19 protein-coding genes are annotated in these 20,063 nt (G+C 39.2%); 9 read left to right on the plus strand and 10 right to left on the minus strand.

All coding sequences use genetic code 11. The features are described from left to right. Nucleotides 1-8: 8 nt before the first annotated feature. From B9T24_RS09510 to B9T24_RS09520, 3 genes are all read right to left on the minus strand, one after another. Nucleotides 9-1,295, minus strand: coding sequence for an NAD(P)/FAD-dependent oxidoreductase (locus tag B9T24_RS09510; RefSeq protein ID WP_086165543.1), 1,287 nt, complete (start codon nucleotides 1,293-1,295; stop codon nucleotides 9-11). Further along, a complete protein-coding gene (locus B9T24_RS09515; protein WP_086165544.1) occupies nucleotides 1,292-2,281 on the minus strand; it encodes an acyl-CoA desaturase in 990 nt (329 codons plus the stop codon). Before B9T24_RS09515 ends, B9T24_RS09510 begins: the two co-directional genes overlap by 4 nt. 291 nt (nucleotides 2,282-2,572) lie before the next feature. Then, nucleotides 2,573-3,217 (minus strand): NAD(P)H-dependent oxidoreductase, encoded by a 645-nt coding sequence (locus B9T24_RS09520; RefSeq protein ID WP_086165545.1) that lies wholly within the window; start codon nucleotides 3,215-3,217, stop codon nucleotides 2,573-2,575. Between the two features lie 118 nt (nucleotides 3,218-3,335). On the opposite strand from B9T24_RS09520, the gene B9T24_RS09525 reads away from it, so the two are divergent. The 3 genes from B9T24_RS09525 (at nucleotide 3,336) to B9T24_RS09535 (ending at nucleotide 7,442) form a co-directional block, all read left to right on the plus strand. Beyond that, nucleotides 3,336-3,959, plus strand: a complete 624-nt coding sequence (locus B9T24_RS09525; protein ID WP_086165546.1) for a TetR/AcrR family transcriptional regulator — start codon at nucleotides 3,336-3,338, stop codon at nucleotides 3,957-3,959. 774 nt (nucleotides 3,960-4,733) lie between these two features. After that, the gene (locus B9T24_RS09530) at nucleotides 4,734-5,975 is read left to right on the plus strand and encodes an OmpP1/FadL family transporter (protein ID WP_086165547.1); all 1,242 of its coding nucleotides are present in this window, start codon (nucleotides 4,734-4,736) and stop codon (nucleotides 5,973-5,975) included. A gap of 333 nt (nucleotides 5,976-6,308) precedes the next feature. After that, nucleotides 6,309-7,442, plus strand: coding sequence for an OmpP1/FadL family transporter (locus B9T24_RS09535; protein ID WP_086165548.1), 1,134 nt, complete (start codon nucleotides 6,309-6,311; stop codon nucleotides 7,440-7,442). Nucleotides 7,443-7,516: 74 nt separating this feature from the next. Here B9T24_RS09535 and thrH read toward each other — a convergent pair whose 3' ends face one another. Then, a complete protein-coding gene (thrH, locus tag B9T24_RS09540) occupies nucleotides 7,517-8,134 on the minus strand; it encodes a bifunctional phosphoserine phosphatase/homoserine phosphotransferase ThrH (RefSeq protein WP_086165549.1) in 618 nt (205 codons plus the stop codon). Nucleotides 8,135-8,333: 199 nt separating this feature from the next. On the opposite strand from thrH, the gene B9T24_RS09545 reads away from it, so the two are divergent. After that, complete coding sequence (locus B9T24_RS09545) at nucleotides 8,334-9,068, plus strand: phosphoadenylyl-sulfate reductase (RefSeq protein ID WP_004648083.1); 735 nt, start codon at nucleotides 8,334-8,336, stop codon at nucleotides 9,066-9,068. 179 nt (nucleotides 9,069-9,247) lie between these two features. After that, nucleotides 9,248-10,627 carry a WS/DGAT/MGAT family O-acyltransferase gene (locus B9T24_RS09550; RefSeq protein WP_086165550.1) on the plus strand — a complete coding sequence of 460 codons (1,380 nt, stop codon included), beginning with the start codon at nucleotides 9,248-9,250 and terminating at the stop codon, nucleotides 10,625-10,627. 55 nt (nucleotides 10,628-10,682) lie between these two features. On the opposite strand, the gene B9T24_RS16905 is transcribed toward B9T24_RS09550, so the two are convergent. The 6 genes from B9T24_RS16905 to B9T24_RS09580 form a co-directional block, all read right to left on the minus strand. Continuing rightward, nucleotides 10,683-10,856, minus strand: a complete 174-nt coding sequence (locus B9T24_RS16905; protein ID WP_086165551.1) for a PA1571 family protein — start codon at nucleotides 10,854-10,856, stop codon at nucleotides 10,683-10,685. 133 nt (nucleotides 10,857-10,989) lie between these two features. Then, complete coding sequence (rng, locus tag B9T24_RS09560; RefSeq protein WP_086165552.1) at nucleotides 10,990-12,444, minus strand: ribonuclease G; 1,455 nt, start codon at nucleotides 12,442-12,444, stop codon at nucleotides 10,990-10,992. 39 nt (nucleotides 12,445-12,483) lie between these two features. After that, complete coding sequence (locus B9T24_RS09565) at nucleotides 12,484-13,050, minus strand: Maf-like protein (RefSeq protein ID WP_086165553.1); 567 nt, start codon at nucleotides 13,048-13,050, stop codon at nucleotides 12,484-12,486. Then, complete coding sequence (mreD, locus tag B9T24_RS09570) at nucleotides 13,038-13,529, minus strand: rod shape-determining protein MreD (protein ID WP_086165554.1); 492 nt, start codon at nucleotides 13,527-13,529, stop codon at nucleotides 13,038-13,040. Before mreD ends, B9T24_RS09565 begins: the two co-directional genes overlap by 13 nt. Further along, a complete protein-coding gene (mreC, locus tag B9T24_RS09575) occupies nucleotides 13,516-14,373 on the minus strand; it encodes a rod shape-determining protein MreC (RefSeq protein WP_004648076.1) in 858 nt (285 codons plus the stop codon). Before mreC ends, mreD begins: the two co-directional genes overlap by 14 nt. A 16-nt stretch (nucleotides 14,374-14,389) precedes the next feature. Beyond that, the gene (locus tag B9T24_RS09580; protein ID WP_004648075.1) at nucleotides 14,390-15,436 is read right to left on the minus strand and encodes a rod shape-determining protein; all 1,047 of its coding nucleotides are present in this window, start codon (nucleotides 15,434-15,436) and stop codon (nucleotides 14,390-14,392) included. 133 nt (nucleotides 15,437-15,569) lie between these two features. Here B9T24_RS09580 and gatC point away from each other — a divergent pair, with 133 nt between their 5' ends. From gatC to B9T24_RS09600, 4 genes are all read left to right on the plus strand, one after another. After that, complete coding sequence (gatC, locus tag B9T24_RS09585; protein WP_086165555.1) at nucleotides 15,570-15,884, plus strand: Asp-tRNA(Asn)/Glu-tRNA(Gln) amidotransferase subunit GatC; 315 nt, start codon at nucleotides 15,570-15,572, stop codon at nucleotides 15,882-15,884. Nucleotides 15,885-15,937: 53 nt separating this feature from the next. Then, nucleotides 15,938-17,416 carry an Asp-tRNA(Asn)/Glu-tRNA(Gln) amidotransferase subunit GatA gene (gene gatA / locus B9T24_RS09590; protein WP_086165556.1) on the plus strand — a complete coding sequence of 493 codons (1,479 nt, stop codon included), beginning with the start codon at nucleotides 15,938-15,940 and terminating at the stop codon, nucleotides 17,414-17,416. After that, complete coding sequence (gene gatB / locus B9T24_RS09595; RefSeq protein ID WP_086165557.1) at nucleotides 17,417-18,904, plus strand: Asp-tRNA(Asn)/Glu-tRNA(Gln) amidotransferase subunit GatB; 1,488 nt, start codon at nucleotides 17,417-17,419, stop codon at nucleotides 18,902-18,904. A gap of 76 nt (nucleotides 18,905-18,980) precedes the next feature. Next, nucleotides 18,981-20,054 (plus strand): hypothetical protein, encoded by a 1,074-nt coding sequence (locus B9T24_RS09600; RefSeq protein WP_086165558.1) that lies wholly within the window; start codon nucleotides 18,981-18,983, stop codon nucleotides 20,052-20,054. Nucleotides 20,055-20,063 lie beyond the last annotated feature (9 nt).

The following is a 20,063-nucleotide window of genomic DNA, read 5'->3' on the forward strand; positions in this document are numbered from 1 at the left end:
CCATGCTCCTAAGCAGGCTCGGCTACGAACTGTGCCAATTGCTCCACCACTTTGGCCGCACTGCGCGCACCATCTTCATGAAATCCCCAGCCCCAATATGCACCACAATAAGAAGTGCGATTTTGTCCATTAATCTCTGCCCAACGCGTCTGCGCCGCAATGGCTGCTGCATTAAAAACGGGGTGTCGATACTGGCGTTCGACCCAAATAAACTTGGGATTAATGTGGAAATTCGGATTCAGCGTGGCAAAAATTTGGGTTTTACAGGATAAATTTTGCAGCTTGTTCATCCAGTAGCTAAAACCATAGTGAACCTTTGCATGCTGAAATACGGCTTCAGCATCAGCTTCAGCTTCGGTGACATGCACATGCCAGCTCGCCCATTGAGACTTGCGTTTCGGCATAATACTCAGGTCGCTATGTACCACCATTCGGTTATCTTGATAAGAAAACTTTGCCAGTACATCTTGTTCAAGCGCTGTCGCATCCGCTAAAATTTTTAGACTATCATCAGCATGGCTGGCAAAAACCACCCAATCAAACTGCTGCGTATCCACTTCTGTTTGAACAATCACCTGATCGGATAAGCGTGATACGCTGGTGACAGCCAATTGCTTAAACTTAATGTTGGGTGACTGTTGCTGAATGGCTTGAACATAACGCGCAGAACCGCCTTTGACTGTTTGCCATTGTGGTCGGTCTTTGAGCTGTAACATTCGATGGTGCTGAAAAAAACTGACCACAAATTTATAAGGAATTTGTCCCACTTGCTCAATTGGGCATGACCAGAGTGCACCGCACATAGGATATAAATGCTCTTGGCGGAAGGCCTCTGAATAGCCATTTTGGTCTAAATAATTTTCTATACTTAATGTTGTATCATAATCCTTGACCATCACTTCTTTGTTGGCTGCATAAAATCTAAACAAATCGGCTAACATTACTCTAAAATTAGATTTGAAAAAATTCTGCGGTCGGCACAGTAATGATATTTTTTTCGATGGATTATATTGTAGCCCCGTCACCTGATTATTCACAGAAAAGCCCATATCACTACTTTGAGCTTTGACCCCAAGTTCAGCAATCATTTGACTAAAAAGTGGATAGTTATAGTCGTTAAATACGATAAAACCACTATCGACAGCAAGCATCTGCCCCTCTATTTCTAAATCATGCGTATCTGTATGACCGCCAAAATAATTATTTTTTTCAAAAACAGTCACTTGATGTTGCTTTGAAAGTTTCCATGCTGCATATAACCCAGAAATACCCGAACCAATAATGGCAATTTTCATGAAGACTCCCCAGTTTGAATATTCTTTGTATTGGTCTTAATTAATTTTTTTGTTTGCGTGGATGATTGCGCTATTTTACTTAGCTCATAAACCCGTGCTGGAATTGGCTTGAATCCCCAGACCAAGCCAAACCAAGACATCATTTTTAAAAGGTAATAAGTGATATCAATTTGCCACCAATAAAAGCCTTGCCGTGTACTGCCTGCATAAAAATGATGATTGTTATGCCAACCTTCGCCTAACGTAATAATGGATAAAAATAAATTATTGCGGCTTTGATCTTGGGTTTCAAAGTCACGACTGCCGTAGAGATGGGCAAGTGAATTAATACACAAAGTCGCATGAATCAGTAATACAGTTGAAATGACAAACCCCCAGACCAACAACTGTAAACCCGATGTTCCAATTTGAGGATGTGCTATAGCCAACCATTCCCCGAGTATATAAATTGCCCCAGCAGTCATGAATACAACGATAAGGCTAAATCGGTCAAGCCAAATAAGTTCTGGATATTTCAACCAATCTTTAATCACTTCTTTGCGTGTGGCAAAGTTATATTCATTTAAAAACCACCCTACATGGCTATACCAAAAGCCATGAGTAGATGAATGCGGATCCTGTTCTGTATCAGTAAATCGATGGTGATAACGATGGTGCGCTGCCCACCACAAAGGTCCACGCTGAGCACTCATCGTGCCCAGCAAGACAAAAATAAATTGCACCATTCTTGAAGTCTGAAAAGTCTTATGTGACAAATAACGATGGAAAAATGCAGTAATCGAGAACATTCGAATCAAATAAAAAATCAGCATGAAGGCAACTGCAAACCATGACACCCCCACCCAAAATACGCCAAGACAAGCAATATGCAGAATAATAAAGGGTAAAATCCGCAGCCATTGAATTTTCTTTTTCTCAGATAAAATGGTCTCTGCCTGAACAGTTATGGACCAACTATCTACCCATCGCATAAGACTTTTGAACATGGGCTAATCCTAATCTCAAAATTATTAGATTTTGTTTGAATGAGTTTAATCGAGCCGACATGAAATTTATGTGAAGCAGATGATTTTTAGCAGAGTCGTGAAAATAAACCGATACGCCATAAATTTCGCGTTAAAAATATAGATCACTTATTTAATCTTTACTGTATTGCCTATTTAGACATTCGCCATATGGTCAGCACCCACAGAAGTAATAGCTTAAATGATCAATATTGTCTGCAACTTCAACCACCGTAAGCTAAAACACTGCACATAGGCATTCATTTTCACAGCTCAGTCTGAATTTGCTGCTGGCTTATTATTTAAGTACAAGCTTGGAGCATTATTACAATCCTGCTTTGCACACTTTTCCATTTGTCTTAACCATTTTTCACGTTGCAGTTCACTTGAACCGCGAACAGAACCGATATACACCGTTTTGATCTTTTTGACACCACAAAACGCTAAGGTCGTTTTTTTCAGCTGCCGAGTACTTGGTTCAGCAAAATACCACTTATAGAACCAACCTGGCTGATCCAATGTGGTAATTATTCTTGCTGTCTTATTGACTAAATGGCCTTTAATACGATTACTGTTTTCATAATAGCTAAAGGCAGTACTCGGTAAAAATACACGATCAATAAAACCTTTAGTCACTGCTGGCAGTCCACCCCACCACACAGGAAAAACCCAGACCAAATGATCAGCAAGCTCTATTTTTTTCCAAGCTGCGATTAAATCAGGCTCTAATTCCATTCTCTTTTCATAGCCATTTTTGAGATTAGGGTCAAAATGCAATTGCCCCACTTCAATCAAATCGACCTGAACATTGTACTGGGCGGCGTAAGTCACATAGGCATCGACCAATGCAGCATTAAAGCTGCTTTTTGAAGGATGTCCATTGATAACAACTATTCGTTTATATGCACTATGGCTCATAATCATCTCTAAATTAAAATATTTATTTTTCAGATTACAACTGATATTTGAAAAATAAGTAGCAAATTTATCTCATAAAATTTAAGATATCAATTGTTATCTCATTTATTTCGCTTTCATGAATTCAACAAAACTATCACGCGATGAAAAGCAGCTTAAAACCCGCCTAGCCCTTATTGAGTCAGGATTTTCTTTAATTTCCAGTCATGGTTATGGTGCTGTTTCTATTAGAAATATTTCTAAACATGCCAACTACACTCAAGGTGCTTTTTATTCAAATTTCAGTAATAAAGAAGATTTTTTATTAGAATTAATGCGACTGCAATTTGAGAAAGAAAATCTTCAACTGCAAAATATAATATCCAAAGAAGACTTAAATATTAATCATTCAATTGAAAAACTCCGTGTATGGCTACGCGATTTTTTTAATAACGTTGAATGGTTAAAAATATCAATTGAACTTCAATTATATGCAGCGCGTGACGAATCTTTTGCATTGGAATATCAAAAAGTTTGGCAGACGCATAAAAATGAAGTAGCCAAAATTTTAATCTGCCTCATTCCAACTGCACAACCTGTAGATCAAAACCAGATTGAGACGATTACTGCTGAGTTAATTTCATTAAGTTATGGCTTAGCATTGCAATATATGATTTTTAACGATGATGTTGAAAAATATATCAATATCATTATTCAAAGTTTAAATCATCGGATTGAAACAGCAAGCACGGCCATGCAATAAGTTGCAGTGACATCAAGGCTATGCAGTTTTTGATGCTAGACAAAATTATTAAAAAATTATGAAATTTACGGAATGATGCCCCTCATCCCTATAAATTCTTAAATATTTTGTTCAAAGGTTTTAGGACTTAATCAACTATTTTCAGAATACTGTGTTACCCGAATTGTAGTAAATTTTAATATATTCAAATAAGACAGCATTCGCTTCTTTTGGATTAAAAAGCGCACCGCTAAGTACAAAAAGTTCGCTATTCTGGTTAGGACTATCAGCACCTAATTTGCAGACTTAATCAGCTCAATTAATCGACCAAAAGAAGAATATCTATGGTTTCATACTGCATCAGGAGCATTGCTCTGCAAGACCACAATCATCATGATATAATCTATTAAAAGATTATCGTTAGCTCCGTAGGGTACTTACTGTTAAATAGTGTGATAAAAACTACAAATAAACATTCTATTCCTCACAATAAACGATTATTTTATAACCAAATAAAAAACAAAACTAAGCACCATTAATTTTTATTTATTTAATTACTTTTCAATAACTTAAAATAAAAAAATTAACATTTTTTAAACAAAAAAAATTAAATACATAGTTTTTTATCCTTATTTGTTTTTCTAGAGCATTTACTCTTTTTTTTATTGTGCTATTTTTGTCACATGGAGTAACAAATCATATCAGGTTTAAAAACCGATGTTGCCAAAAATGAACACTGAACATAAATAACAGCAATTTCAGTAATAAAATTTGTACCTCAAGGAAAGATACAGCATGAAATTAAAAACACTTACCACAGCCATTATCCTTGCAACCGTACCAATGACAGGTGCATTCGCAGCAGCTTTAGACCGTTCAGGTCAATCAATCGCAGCATTTTTACAGCCAGGCAACTATTTTGAAGCAGGTCTTTCTGTTCTAGACCCAACTGTTTCAGGTAAAACCAACATTACAGCTACCAATCCTACTAGCCAAGAGACAGGTGACATGGCGGGAGACTATTACTTCCCAAGTGCTGCTTTAAAATTACAGTTAAATGATAATTTTTCAGTTGGTTTAATTTACGACCAACCATTTGGTGCAGATGCTGAATACACTTCTTCAAATATGTTTACAAGCCCGTTGGGCAATACAAGTGTTGAAGTCGACACACAAAGTTTATCTTTAATTTTTGGTTTCCAGCCGACTGTAAACTGGAATATTTATGGTGGTGGTGTATACCAAACTGTAAAAGGAAGTGTAGAGCTACAAGGTACAGCATATAGTGGTACTGCTTCACCTAGTACAGGATTTGCAGGTTACAAAGCCAATATTGACGAAGATGGTGCAGCAGGTTGGCTAGCAGGTGTTGCTTACCAAATTCCTGAAATTGCTTTAAAAGCATCTCTTACTTATCGTTCTGAAATTGAGCATACTATAGATGTTAAAGAATCATCTATTGGCACAAACTTAACAGCTCTACCAGTACCAGGTCTAATTAATCTTAATGCAAATAAAGGTTCAACTGACATTACAACACCTCAATCTGTCAACTTAGATTTCCAAACTGGCATCATGGCAAATACCGTTGCATTTGCTAACGTTCGTTGGGTTGAATGGTCTAAATTCGCAATTCGCCCATACGCTTTTGGTAAAGCAAGTGCTGCTATTGGTCCTGCAGTTGGACAACCGAATGGCTTTGACTTAGTTGCATATTCTGATGATCAAATTTCAGCAACTGTAGGCGTTGGACGTAAACTAAGCGAACAATGGGCTGGTAATGTATCAGTAGGTTGGGACTCTGGTGCAGGCAACCCTATTTCTACATTAGGTCCAACTGAAGGTTACTGGAACCTTGGTTTAGGTGCTCAATTCAGCCCAACACCGCAAACCTTCATTGCTGGTGGTGTAAAATACTTCTGGCTAGGTGATGCAGATGCTCAATCAGGAGCTCAATTCAACACTCCTGCTTCAGTGGCTAAATTTGAAGACAACCATGCTATCGCGTACGGCCTGAAAATGGGCTACAAATTCTAATTTAAGTCATTCAATATTTAAAAAAGACCATAGTTTGCTATGGTCTTTTTACATTATGCCTATTGTTTTTTTAAACTTAGCTTTCTATATGTTTTAAATTTAATCAAAAAGAACCCCTTATATTACTTTCATTTTTTAAAATGATTACTCTATTTTTTTACTTATAAATCATTTACATACCAAACAATTATTAGTACTTTTACTCTATTCAAGTTCATTTTTTGAATTACACAGTTCATTTCCCAATCAGAGCTGAGCATTTACTCTTTTTTTATTTATGTTATTTTCCCGTAACTTTTAAATAACGATTAAGCGGCTCAAGGAAAAGAATTCATGAAGCTTACAGCGATTCATTCAGCAATTTTACTTAGTTTAATTCCGACTACAGCAACATTTGCCGCTGGACTTGATCGTTCAGGACAGTCTATTTCAGCCTTTTTACAACCGGGAAACTATGCTGAAGCGGGTATTTCAGTTTTAGATCCAGAAGTTCAAGGTAAAGACAATGCTGGCAATAAAGTCAGCGATATGGGCGAAGACTACTTCTTTCCTTCTGCTGCTATAAAAATTCAAGCAACAGATCAAATTTCTTTGGGTTTACTTTATGACCAGCCTTATGGCGCAGATTCTCAATACGCAACTGATGCTGGTGCATTTGGCGACGGTACACAAGGTACAGGTGTTGAAGTTAAAACCAATAATATTACAGCTTTAATTGGTTACCAACCAACTAAAAACTGGAATGTTTATGCAGGACCTGTCTATCAAACCGTGAAAGCTGACGTATCCCTTCGTGGTGCTGCTTATGGTGGTTCAGCTGCTGTAGGTGGTTATGATATTGCGCTTAAAGAAGAAGGTGCTTATGGTTGGTTAGCAGGTTTTGCCTACCAAATTCCCGCAATTGCACTAAAAGCTGCAGTGACTTATCGCTCTGAAATTAAACATGATGTCGAAACATTTGAGACATTTGGCTTAGGCAAGTTAGTATTTCCTAGTAGCACAACTGAAATAACTACGCCACAATCTGTGAATCTCGATCTACAATCAGGTATTGCTAAAGACACTTTAGCTTTTGCTAATATCCGTTGGGTACATTGGAGCCAGTTTGCAGTTACACCGAATGTTCTTAAAGAAAAATCAAAAAATAATTTAATTGATTATTCTGATGATCAATGGTCTGCAACAGTAGGTTTAGGCCATAAATTTAATGCTAAATGGTCTGGTACAGCTGCTGTTGGTTGGGACTCAGGTGCTGGTAACCCAGTAACGACTTTAGGTCCAGTTGAAGGTTATTGGAATGTTGGCTTAGGTGGTCAATATAGTCCTGCTGAGAATTATTTCATCCAAGCGGGTGTTAAATACTTCTGGTTAGGTGATGCTCAAGCCCAAACGGGTGGAAGAGTTGCTGGTAGCTTTGAAGACAATACAGCTCTTGGCTATGGTATGAAAATCGGCTACCGCTTCTAATTGATTACAAAGATTCAAATTAAATAAGAAAGGGCACCAATGGTGCCCTTCTCTATTATAACTTAGTGATCAAATTAAGCTGGAATATCACGTACAGAAGCATTACGAATGGCTTCTTTTAATGCTTCATAACCGTTAATCGCTGGGAATTGTGGAAATTCAGCAATCACATTTTCAGGTGCATCGAATAAGAAACCATGATCAGCCTCACCGAGCATAGTTGTATCATTATACGAATCGCCCGCAGCAATCACACGAAAGTTCAAACCATGTAGTGCTTTAACCGCTTGACGTTTCTGATCGGGTTGGCGAAGTTTGTACGCTGCAATCATGCCATTTTCATCAGTTTCTAATTTATGACAAAAAATAGTTGGCCAATCCAACTGTTTCATCAATGGATGAGCAAACTCATAAAATGTATCTGAAAGAATAATCAATTGAAAATGAGTACTGACCCATTTCACAAACTCTTTTGCACCAGGGAAAGGTCCCATATCTGCAATGACATCCTGAATATCATTTAAGCCTAATCCATGCTCTTTTAAGATATTCAAGCGTTGCGTCATCAACACATCGTAGTCTGGAATATCACGCGTAGTTGCTTCTAATGCTTTAATACCAGTTTTTTTTGCGAAGTTAATCCAAATTTCTGGAACTAACACACCCTCAAGATCAAGACATACGATTTCCATGGGTTCTCCTAATGCCAGTGAAAAAATTTTGCGCTATCATAGCTTAAAAAATGATTTCTTAGGTGCTGTTTTTTAAATCTATTTAATTCATAAGTATTTATTTTTTATTGCTAAGCAGATTATTTCAATTCTATTAAAATCATTGTGAATTAAATTAATATAGGTTTTTAAGTATCCAAGCCTATAGCCAGGAACTGTCATGACAATTATCCCTACCATTGACCTTGTCGATGCCCTTGCATCTGAATATACCGATAAGTCTCCAAGTGAGATTTTAGAACTGGCTTTAAGCCAAGAAGGTGAAATTGCAATTTCATTTTCAGGTGCTGAAGATGTGGTTTTGATTGATATGGCATCTCATCTCGGTAAACCCTTTCGTGTCTTTAGTTTAGATACGGGACGTTTACATGCAGAAACCTATCAATTTATCGAAACGGTGCGTAAACACTATAATATTGAGATTGAAATTTGCTTTCCTGAATCCGAAGCAATCGAAAGCTTGGTCAAACAAAAAGGTTTCTTTAGCTTTTTTGAAGATGGCCATCAAGAGTGCTGTGGTATTCGTAAAGTAAAACCACTACGTAAAAAACTGGCCACATTAGATGGCTGGATTACAGGTCAACGTAAAGATCAAAGTCCGGGCACACGTAATGAAATTCCTGTTATTCAAGCAGATGCTGGTTTTTCAGGTCCAGATAAGCAATTGATCAAATATAATCCTTTGGCAAACTGGTCAAGTGCCGACGTATGGAACTATATTCGGATGATGGAAATCCCTTATAATCCACTCCATGAACGTGGTTTTATCTCAATTGGTTGTGAACCTTGTACTCGCCCAGTCCTTCCAAATCAACATGAACGTGAAGGTCGCTGGTGGTGGGAAGAAGCAACCCATAAAGAGTGCGGATTGCATTCCGGCAACTTAAAAAAATAACTTTTTTCAAAAAAACCACTATATATCAGTGGTTTTTCTTATACTCATGATTACACAGAAATAAGTTTTTTTATATTTGAAAAGCGATATACTAAAAAGACGGTTTTTATAATTCTAACAAACCTGTTCAAAGTTTAGACATGAACAGCCAATAAAATTGCAGTGAGGCATCCAACGCTATGCGTCCTTTACACCCAATTGATTTTATTTTCCTGTCACTAGAAAAGCGACAGCAACCGATGCATGTTGGTGGACTCTTTCTATTCCAAATTCCCGATCATGCACCTAAAACCTTTATTCAAGATCTTGTTGCAGATATTCGTAGTTCAAAATCAATCCCCGTTCCACCTTTTAATAATAAACTCAATGGTCTGTTTTGGGATGAAGACCAAGAATTCGATTTAGACCATCATTTCCGTCATATTGCGCTTCCACACCCAGGTCGAATCCGTGAATTATTAACCTATATTTCACAAGAACACAGTGCCCTGATTGATCGTGCCAAGCCACTTTGGACCTGTAATATTATTGAAGGCATTGAGGGTAATCGCTTTGCCATGTACTTTAAAATTCACCATGCTATGGTGGATGGCATTGCAGGCATGCGCCTCGTTGAAAAATCGCTCTCACAGGATCCAGACGCGAAAAGTATTGTGCCGCCTTGGTGTGTTGAAGGTCCACGTGCTAAACGCTTGAAAGAACCAACGTCGAGCAGATTTAAAAAAATTATGGGCGGAATCAAACAACAATTTGAAGCCACCCCGATCGTATTCCGTGAGCTATCTCAAACCATTATGAAAGATATGGGACGTAATCCAGATTATGTATCTAGCTTTCAAGCACCTAGCAGTATTTTAAATCAACGAGTAAGTTCTTCTCGTCGTTTTGCCGCACAATCCTTTGAACTGGAGCGCTTAAGCAAAATTGCTAAAGCGCTGGGTGTCACCATTAATGATGTGGTATTGGCTATTTGCTCAGGGGCTTTACGTGAGTACCTGATTAGTCAACAGGCTTTACCGAAAAAACCACTGATTGCAATGGTTCCTGCATCAATTCGTGATGATGATTCTGAGGTATCGAATCGCATTACCATGATTTTGGCCAACTTAGGGACAAATAAAGAAACACCATTAGAACGCCTACAAATTATTCGTCGTAGTGTATTAAATGCAAAACAGCGTTTTAAGCGCATGAACTCAAATCAGATTTTGAACTATAGTGCATTGGTTTATGGTGCAGCTGGCTTCAATATCGTTTCAGGCATGATGCCTAAGCGCCAAGCATTTAATATTGTCATTTCTAATGTACCTGGACCACGCGAACCGCTGTATTGGAATGGTGCAAAATTAGATGCGCTCTACCCTGCATCTATTGTCCTAGATGGGCAAGCACTCAATATCACGATGACCAGCTATTTAGACAAATTAGAAGTTGGTTTAACGGGTTGCCGAAATGCATTACCTAAAATACAAAACTTACTGACCCACTTAGAAGATGAAATTCAACGATTTGAACAAATCGTAGGTCAAGAAAACCCAAAGTTACAGGCGGTGAGTTAACCGCAATTTCTGAAAAATAAATCTGAAATAAATTAAGGGGCTTAAAATTAGCCCCTTAATTTTTAATAGTTCGGCATCGATTTAATAATTGGTGGCAGACTGAACGAACCATAGCAGTGGTAATTTGAACTTCTTTACCTTGTTCATCCACAATATAACCACTATTAGTGGCAGGTTTATGATCTAAGACTTTCGAACTTTGTTTAATAATTACTTGGCTTATACTCATGTCATACCTCTTTTTTGCTAAGCCAAAAGGAGAAAATTTGGCTTTGGCTACTGTGTATGCCTAGTATTAAAAATTACACTTCGAAAGTAAAATTTCAGATGTAACAAGTGTTTAACGATATTCTGTTACAATTTCAACTCAGAATGATATCGTATTGCTCTTGCGTATATAAATTTTCCACCTGAAACTTAATCACACGCCCTATAAAATGCTCTAAATCGGCTACTGCGGGTGCTTCGGCTGTTAACAATCGGTCAATCACCAATGGATGAGCAATCACAGTAAAGCCACTTTTTGATTCAAAAGCACGTGCATATCTTAAAATTTCTCGAAAAATTTCGTAACACACTGTCTCTGCCGTTTTCACATAACCACGACCCTGACATGTTGGACAGGATTCACAGAGTAAATGTTCCAAAGATTCACGGGTACGCTTACGCGTCATTTCAACCAAACCCAGTTCCGAAACTTGTGTAATTTTGGTTTTTGCATGATCACGTTCAAGCATACGCTCGAACTGACTCATCACCTCTTCACGATGCTGTGCTTCTTGCATATCAATGAAGTCAATAATAATAATGCCGCCCAAGTTACGTAAGCGGAGTTGACGTGCAATGACTTGTGTTGCCTCCATATTGGTTTTAAACACCGTATCTTCTAGTGTTCGCCCTCCCACATACGAACCCGTATTGACATCAATGGTAGTCATGGCTTCAGTCTGATCAATCATCAAATATCCACCAGACTTCAGTGCTACACGCGTTTGTAGTGCCTTTTGGATATCTTCTTCGACATTATATAAATCGAAAATCGGACGTTCACCTGGATAGTGAATCAATCTTGTTTGCATACTGGGTACAAATTCAGCGACAAATTCTTGTAATTTGGCATGAATTTCACGTGAATCAACAGAAATCTTAGAGGTCGCTTCGTTGGCTAAATCTCGAATCACACGTTGCGGAAGAGGTAACTCTTCAAAAATAAGTGAAGGCACCACAATACTTTTTTGTTTACGTTGAATAAATTCCCAAAGCTTGGCCAAATATGCCATATCTTGAGCAATTTCTGATTCGGGAATCCCTTCGGCAGCCGTACGAACAATCACACTGCCCGGTAGCTGATGTGTGGTTTGAATAGGCTCAATCATTGAACGTAAGCGATTACGTTCCTCTTCAGATTCAATGCGCTGTGAAACACCAATATGATGACCATACGGCATGAGGACTAAATAACGCGAAGGAATAGACAGGTCCGTACTTAAACGAGCACCTTTGGTTCCAAGCATGTCTTTCATCACTTGAACCGTAAGAATTTGCCCTGGTTGCAGCAATTCAAATACATTGGGTGTGGGCTGATTACGTGGCCAGATCATATCATTGATATGTAAAAAGGCTGTGCGAGATAAACCAATATCGACAAATGCCGCTTGCATACCCGGCAAAACTCGAACCACTTTGCCTTTATAAATATTTCCCACTAAACCACGTTTAACCGTGCGTTCTACAAATAATTCATTGACCGTACCATTTTGGATTAAAGCCACCCGACATTCCATAGGGGTGACGTTAATCAGTAGCTCGTCAGACATAATAAGACTCAAAACATTATAAAAATTCTTGTTCAGCAGTTAATTTAGTGCCTTAACTACTTTTAATAACTGTACTGTTTCGTATAAGGGTAAGCCCACCACATTACTATAACTTCCTTCAATACGAGGAATATAACGTGCTGCAATCCCCTGAATGGCATAAGCACCAGCTTTACCTAAAGGCTCACCTGTTGCCCAATAATCTTCCATATCATTGCGGCTTAATGCTTGAAACTCAACCTGCGTTCGTACCACTATACTTGATTTTTCGCGACTTGTACGCACGCAAATACCTGAAAATACATCATGTTTACGCCCTGAAATGGATTGCCACATTTCAAAAGCATGTTGCTTAGATTCAGGCTTACCTAAAATTTGATTATCCACCCCAACACTGGTATCAGCAGCAAGAATAATGGCATCTGGGAATTGCTCTAAAACTGCTTGAGCTTTCGCACATGCCAGTCGTTCAACATAGGCTGCAATGTTCTCGCCTACTGAAACAGACTCATCAATTTCTGGACTAAAAATGTCAAAGTCGAGTCCCAGTTGTTGCAGTAACTCACGGCGACGTGGAGAACTTGAAGCAAGAATTAAATGCGCCATTTTCTAAGTACAAAATAAATCAATGGGAAAACTAAAATGCTGCTCAACAAAGGCTGCCAGTGTCTTGCAATCGAAAACTGCAACCCACCCATAATTTGCGCAATCCAAGTGATAAATAAATGAGCCAATACGGCTAAAAAGCTAATCACCCACAGATTACCAAAAGTCAAAATACGTCGTTCACGGGTTAAAAATCTTGCCACAAAGGTAATCACGACAAAACTGAAGGCATTCATGCCTAAAGGCGCATCAACCAAAAGATCAGTAAAAATTCCTGTCCCAAAAGCAAACCAAATACCACACCATGTTGGCTGACACATGACCCAAAACAACACCACCAACAGCATGAATAATGGACGCGCACCTGAAACAGCATAAGACAACGGATAAACGATGAGTACTGAACAAATAATGACGGAAATTACAATCGCAATTAACGGATCACGATTTTTTTCAGAACGCAGTTTAGCGATTAGCATAAGGTTGCTCCATCGCTAAAGAATCGGAAAATAGAACGGCCACATGATGTCCACCGGCCAACTGTGCTGCTGGAATCACATCAATTTTGGAAAATTCACCTGAATTATGTCGATTCACCTTAGACACGGTTCCGACCAAATAACCCGCAGGAAAATGTGCGCCCAATCCAGAACTATAGACTTTTTCACCCACTTTAATATTGGCACTGGTTGGAACATATTCCATTTTCAAATGACCTAAATCACCCGTACCCGAAACAATGGCCCGCATTCCAGTATGTTCTAAACGTACAGATAAAGAATGCTCTTTATCCGACAGCAACATAACGCGACTACTATGTGGATAGACATTAATGATCTGCCCCATAATGCCTTTGTCATCCAGTACCGTTTGACCCACTTTCAGTTGACTACTTGCACCGCGGTTAATCACAATAATATGACGCAGTGGATCTGCATCTGTACCAATCACTTCTGCAATTTCCATCCGACCATCAATAATCAGTGGAGTATCGAGTAAGCCTCTTAGACGCGTATTTTCAGCAGAAAGTTCAGATAGTTTTTGCAGACGAACTTGCGCCTGTAAAAGTTCAGCATGCATCGCGGTATTTTCACGACGTAACTGCGCCTCGGACTTGGTTTGTTGATTGAGCCATTCTCGCGATAACACTGGATAACTTGCTAAGGCATAAATTGGATTATATGCCGCATACAAGACATCACGTGCGGGTTGAATCACATGCGGCATGTGCCAATTAAAAAAGAGCACTACCCAACATGTGATGACCGCAATGATAAATGAGCGAAAAGATGGCGGTTGTCTAGAAAACAGATTTGTTTGCACCCGCCTCGTCCTTAACTTAGCCTACAAATAGCATGTCATGATTTGGATTATCAAAGAATTCTAAGACTTTACCGCCACCACGAGTCACACACGTTAATGGATCTTCAGCAACAACCACAGGTAAGCCCGTTTCTTGTGCAAGGAGTTTGTCTAGATTACGTAATAATGCACCGCCACCCGTCAATACAATGCCACGCTCGGCAATGTCAGAAGACAATTCAGGTGGAGTTTGTTCAAGTGCCGACTTCACCGCAGAAACAATATTTTGTAATGGATCAGAAATCGCTTGAGCAATTTCAACCGAAGTCACGGTAATTGCACGCGGCACGCCTTCTGCCAAATTACGACCACGCACTTCAATTTCAAGTACTTTTGAGTCAGGATCGAGCAAAGCCATACCGACTTCTTTTTTAATCACTTCAGCCGTCGTTTCACCAATCACACAACCGTGTGCTTTACGGACGTAGTTAATGATTTGCTCATCAAATACATCACCACCGATACGTAATGAATCAGCGTAGACACAGCCTTGTAATGAAATAATCGCGATTTCAGTCGTACCACCACCAACATCGACCACCATTGAACCACATGCTTGCTCAACCGGCATACCTGCACCAATTGCCGCAGCCATTGGTTCTTCAATTAAACGAACATCACGTGCACCAGCATTAAAAACCGCTTCACGGATAGCACGGCGTTCTACCAATGTCGATTTGCATGGCACACATACAACAACACGCGGTGCAGGTGGAAATAGACGTTTCTCATGCACTTTACTGATAAATTGATGCAGCATGGTTTCTGTGACTTCAAAATCGGCAATCACACCATCTTTCATTGGACGAATTGCAGAAATATTCGCAGGCGTACGACCCAGCATTTGCTTTGCATCCAGACCAACCGCGGCAACAATTTTCTGTGAACCACTATGACGAATTGCCACAACAGTCGGTTCATTTAATATAATGCCTCGTCCTGGTGCATAAATAAGTGTATTTGCTGTACCTAAATCAATGGCTAGATCGGGCGAAAACAAGCCAATTAGTCTTTTTAGAATCACGGAGACGTTCTCGATTAAACTTTATGTGGACGCAAGGTGGCAACTTTAACTAAATGTGATGATTTGAACAAGTCAATCGCTTATTATAACGCACGATATTTTGAATTTTTTTAATACTGACTCAGGTGATGTTATGTCTACATCGGATGCACAGCATTCTGCGGATTTAAATGCACAAACAGTTTCGGCAATCGCCAATCTTGCTCGATTGTCGCTAGATGACACGCAATCTACTGAATATGCTCAAAGTCTAAATAAAATTTTAGGCATGATGGAAACCTTAAAAGGTATCGACACTGATGGTGTTGAACCACTTAAAAGCCCATTTGATCATCCACAACCTTTACGTGAAGACGTGGTTTCTGAAGAGAATCATCGTGAAGAATATCAAGCTGTTGCACCTGCAACACAGGATGGCTTGTACTTAGTTCCTCGCGTGATTGAATAGTTTTTATTCAGTTAAACCCATTAAATCAAATTTAAGGTAAAGAATTTTTTCTCATGACTGATTTACATCGCTTATCGATTCGTGAAATCACTGAGGGTTTAAGCCAAGCTAAATTCTCATCTCGCGAACTGACTGAACATTATTTAAAACGCATTAATAAAATTGATGCTCAAGTGCAAAGTTTTGTAACCGTGACCCCAGAACAAGCATTGGCTCAAGCGGATGCTGCGGATACTGCAATCAAAGCAGGTACTGCAACTGTACTGACTGGTGTACCAATTGCCCACAAAGATATTTTTTGTACCCAAGGCATTAAGACCACTGCGGGTTCTAAAATGTTGGATAACTTTATCTCGCCTTACGACGCAACCGTTGTAGCGAAAGGTAAATTTGCGGGTCTGGTGACTTTAGGTAAAGTGAACATGGACGAATTCGCCATGGGTTCAACCTCGGAGTCATCTTACTTTGGCGCAACCAAAAATCCGTGGGCACTGGATCATGTTCCGGGTGGTTCATCGGGTGGTTCTGCTGCGGCTGTTGCGGCTGACCTTGCACCGTTTGCTACAGGTACAGATACAGGTGGCTCAATTCGTCAGCCTGCATCCTTCTGTGGCCTTACAGGGCTTAAACCGACTTATGGTCGTGTATCACGTTTCGGTATGATCGCGTATGCCTCATCTTTAGATCAAGGCGGTCCAATGGCTCGCTCGGCTGAAGACTGTGCTTACCTGATGAACGTGATGGCAGGTCATGATGACAAAGATTCAACGTCTATGGAAAAAGACGTTGATGATTATGTTGCAAACCTAAACGGCACAGCGGTAAAAGGTTTACGTATTGGTATTCCTAAACAATACTTTAATGTTGCTGGCTTAGATGCTGACGTTAAAGCACGTGTTGAAGAATCATTGAAAAAGTTAGAAGACATGGGCGCAACCTTGGTTGAGATTGATCTCAACATGACTGAAGCTTATGTTCCAACGTATTACTTGATTGCCCCTGCCGAAGCATCGTCAAACTTACAGCGCTATGATGGCGTGCGTTATGGCTACCGTTGTGAAAATCCAGTTGATTTGATGGATTTATACAAACGCTCACGTTCAGAAGGTTTTGGTGCTGAAGTGCAACGTCGTATCTTGATTGGTACTTATGCGTTGTCTGCTGGTTATTACGATGCTTACTATGTGAAAGCACAAAAAGTACGTCGTCTGATTCAACAAGATTTCTTAAAAGCGTTTGAATCTGTTGATGTGATTGCCGCTCCTTCTGCTCCAACCACAGCGTATAAAATTGGTGCATCTTTAGATCCTGTTGAAATGTATTTGGGCGACATTTACACCATCGCGGTAAACTTGGCGGGACTTCCTGCAATCAATGCACCTGTTGGTTTTGACAAAGATCAATTGCCTGTTGGCTTACAACTGATTGGTAACTATTGGTCTGAATCGCAATTGTTGTCTGTAGTACATCAGTATCAACAAGCAACCGATTGGCATACTCAACGTGCGGCAATTGCTGAGGAGAATGCATAAATGACAAATATCTCAAAAACAGCTCAAAAGAAAGCTAAATCACTGTTGATTGATGGTTGGGAAGTGGTGATCGGGATTGAGATTCATACTCAACTCGCCACAAATTCTAAAATTTTCTCAGGTTCATCAACCACTTTTGGACAAGACCCAAATACACAAGCCAGCCTTGTTGATTTGGCGATGCCGGGTGTATTGCCAGTTTTGAATAAAGCAGTGGTTGATCTTGCCATTCGTTTTGGTTTGGGAATTGATGCTTATATCGACAAAGCGTCGGTATTTGCACGTAAAAACTATTTCTATCCGGACTCGCCTAAAGGCTACCAAATTAGCCAAATGGACAATCCAATTGTCGGCTTAGGTCATATCGACATTCAGCTTGAAGATGGCTCTATCAAACGTATTGGCGTGACCCGTGCCCATCTTGAAGAAGATGCAGGCAAATCAATTCACGATCAGTTTGAAGGCATGTCAGGCATTGACTTAAACCGTGCTGGCACACCTTTACTTGAAATCGTGTCTGAACCTGACATGCGTTCGGTTGAAGAAGCGGTTGCTTATATTAAAGCGATTCACACTTTGGTGCGTTGGTTGGGTATTTCTGACGGCAACATGGCCGAAGGTTCGTTCCGTTGTGACTGTAACGTGTCGTTGCGTCGTCCGGGCAACGAATTTGGTACACGTTGTGAGCTTAAAAACCTCAACTCATTCCGTTTCATTGAACAAGCGATCAATGTTGAAATTGAACGTCAAATGGAAATTTTGGAATGGGATGGCAAAATTGACCAAGAAACGCGTCTTTTTGATCCTGTGAAAATGGAAACCCGTTCAATGCGCTCGAAAGAGGAAGCGAACGATTACCGTTATTTCCCTGATCCTGACTTGTTGCCTGTGATTATTTCTGATGCTCAGATTGAGGCAGCACGTGCGACTTTGCCTGAATTGCCTGCGACACGGCGTGAGCGTTTTGTCGCTGACTTTGCAGTGACTGAATACGATGCTCATGTATTGACGCTTTCACGTGAAATGGCAGACTTCTATGAAGCTGTTGTGACGGCTTCTGGCGGTGCGGCTCAAGGTAAAGTCGCTGCAAACTGGGTGATGGGCGAATTCTCAGGTGCTTTAAATAAAGCGAGCCTAGACCTTGCTGAATCCCCTGTTTCGGCTGAACAGTTAGGCGGCATGATTGCGCGTATTGTCGACAACACCATCAGCGGTAAAATTGCGAAACAAGTCTTTGGCTTTATGTGGGATGAAGGCAAATCTGCCGATGCCATTATTAGCGAAAAAGGCTTGAAGCAAGAAACTGACACAGGTGCAATTGAAGCGATTATTAAAGACGTTCTTGCAGCCAATGAAAAAATGGTTGAAGAATTCAAAGCGGGTAAAGAGAAGGCTTTTAACGGTCTGGTCGGTCAAGTGATGAAAGTGTCTAAAGGGAAAGCTAACCCTGCTCAAGTAAATGAATTGATGAAGAAGTTGATTGGTTGATTTATTCGCTAATCAATTGATTTCATGTTATAAAAACCTCGCTTAATGCGGGGTTTTTATAATTTATAGGCACTATATGAAAATACAATTATATTTTAGATCAACTGATGATACGAATATTCCCACTTTATCTCAACAACCAGATTACTTAATTCTTTTAACAAAAAGTCGTTGGGATGATTATGGCTTTAAAGTTACTTTTGATACACAGATTATTGATTATACAATCACTCCTCCATCAATTATAAATTTAGGTGCTATTAAAATAGGATATAAGGGGCAATCTCTTTCAGATCCCATTTCATCTCACGAATTTTTTAATGATTATTTTTCAAAAGAAGCGAATGATCGTGCACTTGATTCACTACCTACTAGCTTCTTTTCTCTACCTGAATATGACTCATACTATTCTGATATAAATAATTTTTTCTCTAACAACACCGCATTAATAGATCAATATTTTATTATTATTAAGGATGTTTTAGTTAACAAACTACAAGAAAAAGTATTTCCAGAACAAGTATTTAAAAAAGCTTTTCAACGAACTATGTGCTTCTCCTCACATGAAGAATTTCAGTGGCTTTATTTAAGATCAAAACCAATTGATATTTTTTCTTCACAAATAGAAAGAGCTAATAAAATACTCAATGCAGATTACCAAGATTTTCTTGAAGATGAAATTTATGTAATGTTACATGGCTTTTTAATCGCAACATTAGAAAACTATCTATCTAATACATTTATTAAAGCTGTTATGTCTTCCGATGAACTTATTTTGGAACAAGCTAGTAAAGATGGAAAAATCAAAGATAAAAAATATAAAATTCATGAATTAGTTCAGGGCAAAGAATTGTTAAAACAAGATGTCCTAAAATCATTGCAAGAAATGTCTTTCCATAATGTGGAGACAATTATCCCAATGTTTAAAGATATTCTTAAATGTGATTTACAAGATTTAACATGGCTTATAGATGCTGTTGAAATTAGACATGATTGCGCCCATCGAGGTGGTTATACGAAAAATCAAAAAAAGATAGAAATTGCCAAAGAAAGCCTTGAAATATTAATTGAGAACATAGTCCGTTTCGTCAAAGAAATCCAAGAGCAAGTCTATGTTGACCCTAAATATCTCAATCAAACTACTACTTAAGTAATCAAA

It is taken from the genome of Acinetobacter sp. ANC 4654 (assembly GCF_002135425.1).
Lineage (GTDB): Bacteria > Pseudomonadota > Gammaproteobacteria > Pseudomonadales > Moraxellaceae > Acinetobacter > Acinetobacter kyonggiensis.

Bases quoted from the DNA above. Each gene is read 5' to 3' on its own strand.
- B9T24_RS09510 (WP_086165543.1), bottom strand. From the start codon at position 1,295: ATGAAAATTGCCATTATTGGTTCGGGTATTTCTGGGTTATATGCAGCA.
- B9T24_RS09545 (WP_004648083.1), top strand. From the start codon at position 8,334: ATGACAATTATCCCTACCATTGACCTTGTCGATGCCCTTGCATCTGAA.
- B9T24_RS09530 (WP_086165547.1), top strand. From the start codon at position 4,734: ATGAAATTAAAAACACTTACCACAGCCATTATCCTTGCAACCGTACCA.
- B9T24_RS09600 (WP_086165558.1), top strand. From the start codon at position 18,981: ATGAAAATACAATTATATTTTAGATCAACTGATGATACGAATATTCCC.
- thrH (WP_086165549.1), bottom strand. From the start codon at position 8,134: ATGGAAATCGTATGTCTTGATCTTGAGGGTGTGTTAGTTCCAGAAATT.
- B9T24_RS09550 (WP_086165550.1), top strand. From the start codon at position 9,248: ATGCGTCCTTTACACCCAATTGATTTTATTTTCCTGTCACTAGAAAAG.
- B9T24_RS09515 (WP_086165544.1), bottom strand. From the start codon at position 2,281: ATGTTCAAAAGTCTTATGCGATGGGTAGATAGTTGGTCCATAACTGTT.
- rng (WP_086165552.1), bottom strand. From the start codon at position 12,444: ATGTCTGACGAGCTACTGATTAACGTCACCCCTATGGAATGTCGGGTG.
- mreD (WP_086165554.1), bottom strand. From the start codon at position 13,529: ATGCTAATCGCTAAACTGCGTTCTGAAAAAAATCGTGATCCGTTAATT.
- gatA (WP_086165556.1), top strand. From the start codon at position 15,938: ATGACTGATTTACATCGCTTATCGATTCGTGAAATCACTGAGGGTTTA.
- B9T24_RS16905 (WP_086165551.1), bottom strand. From the start codon at position 10,856: ATGAGTATAAGCCAAGTAATTATTAAACAAAGTTCGAAAGTCTTAGAT.
- B9T24_RS09520 (WP_086165545.1), bottom strand. From the start codon at position 3,217: ATGAGCCATAGTGCATATAAACGAATAGTTGTTATCAATGGACATCCT.
- gatB (WP_086165557.1), top strand. From the start codon at position 17,417: ATGACAAATATCTCAAAAACAGCTCAAAAGAAAGCTAAATCACTGTTG.
- gatC (WP_086165555.1), top strand. From the start codon at position 15,570: ATGTCTACATCGGATGCACAGCATTCTGCGGATTTAAATGCACAAACA.
- B9T24_RS09565 (WP_086165553.1), bottom strand. From the start codon at position 13,050: ATGGCGCATTTAATTCTTGCTTCAAGTTCTCCACGTCGCCGTGAGTTA.
- B9T24_RS09535 (WP_086165548.1), top strand. From the start codon at position 6,309: ATGAAGCTTACAGCGATTCATTCAGCAATTTTACTTAGTTTAATTCCG.
- B9T24_RS09525 (WP_086165546.1), top strand. From the start codon at position 3,336: ATGAATTCAACAAAACTATCACGCGATGAAAAGCAGCTTAAAACCCGC.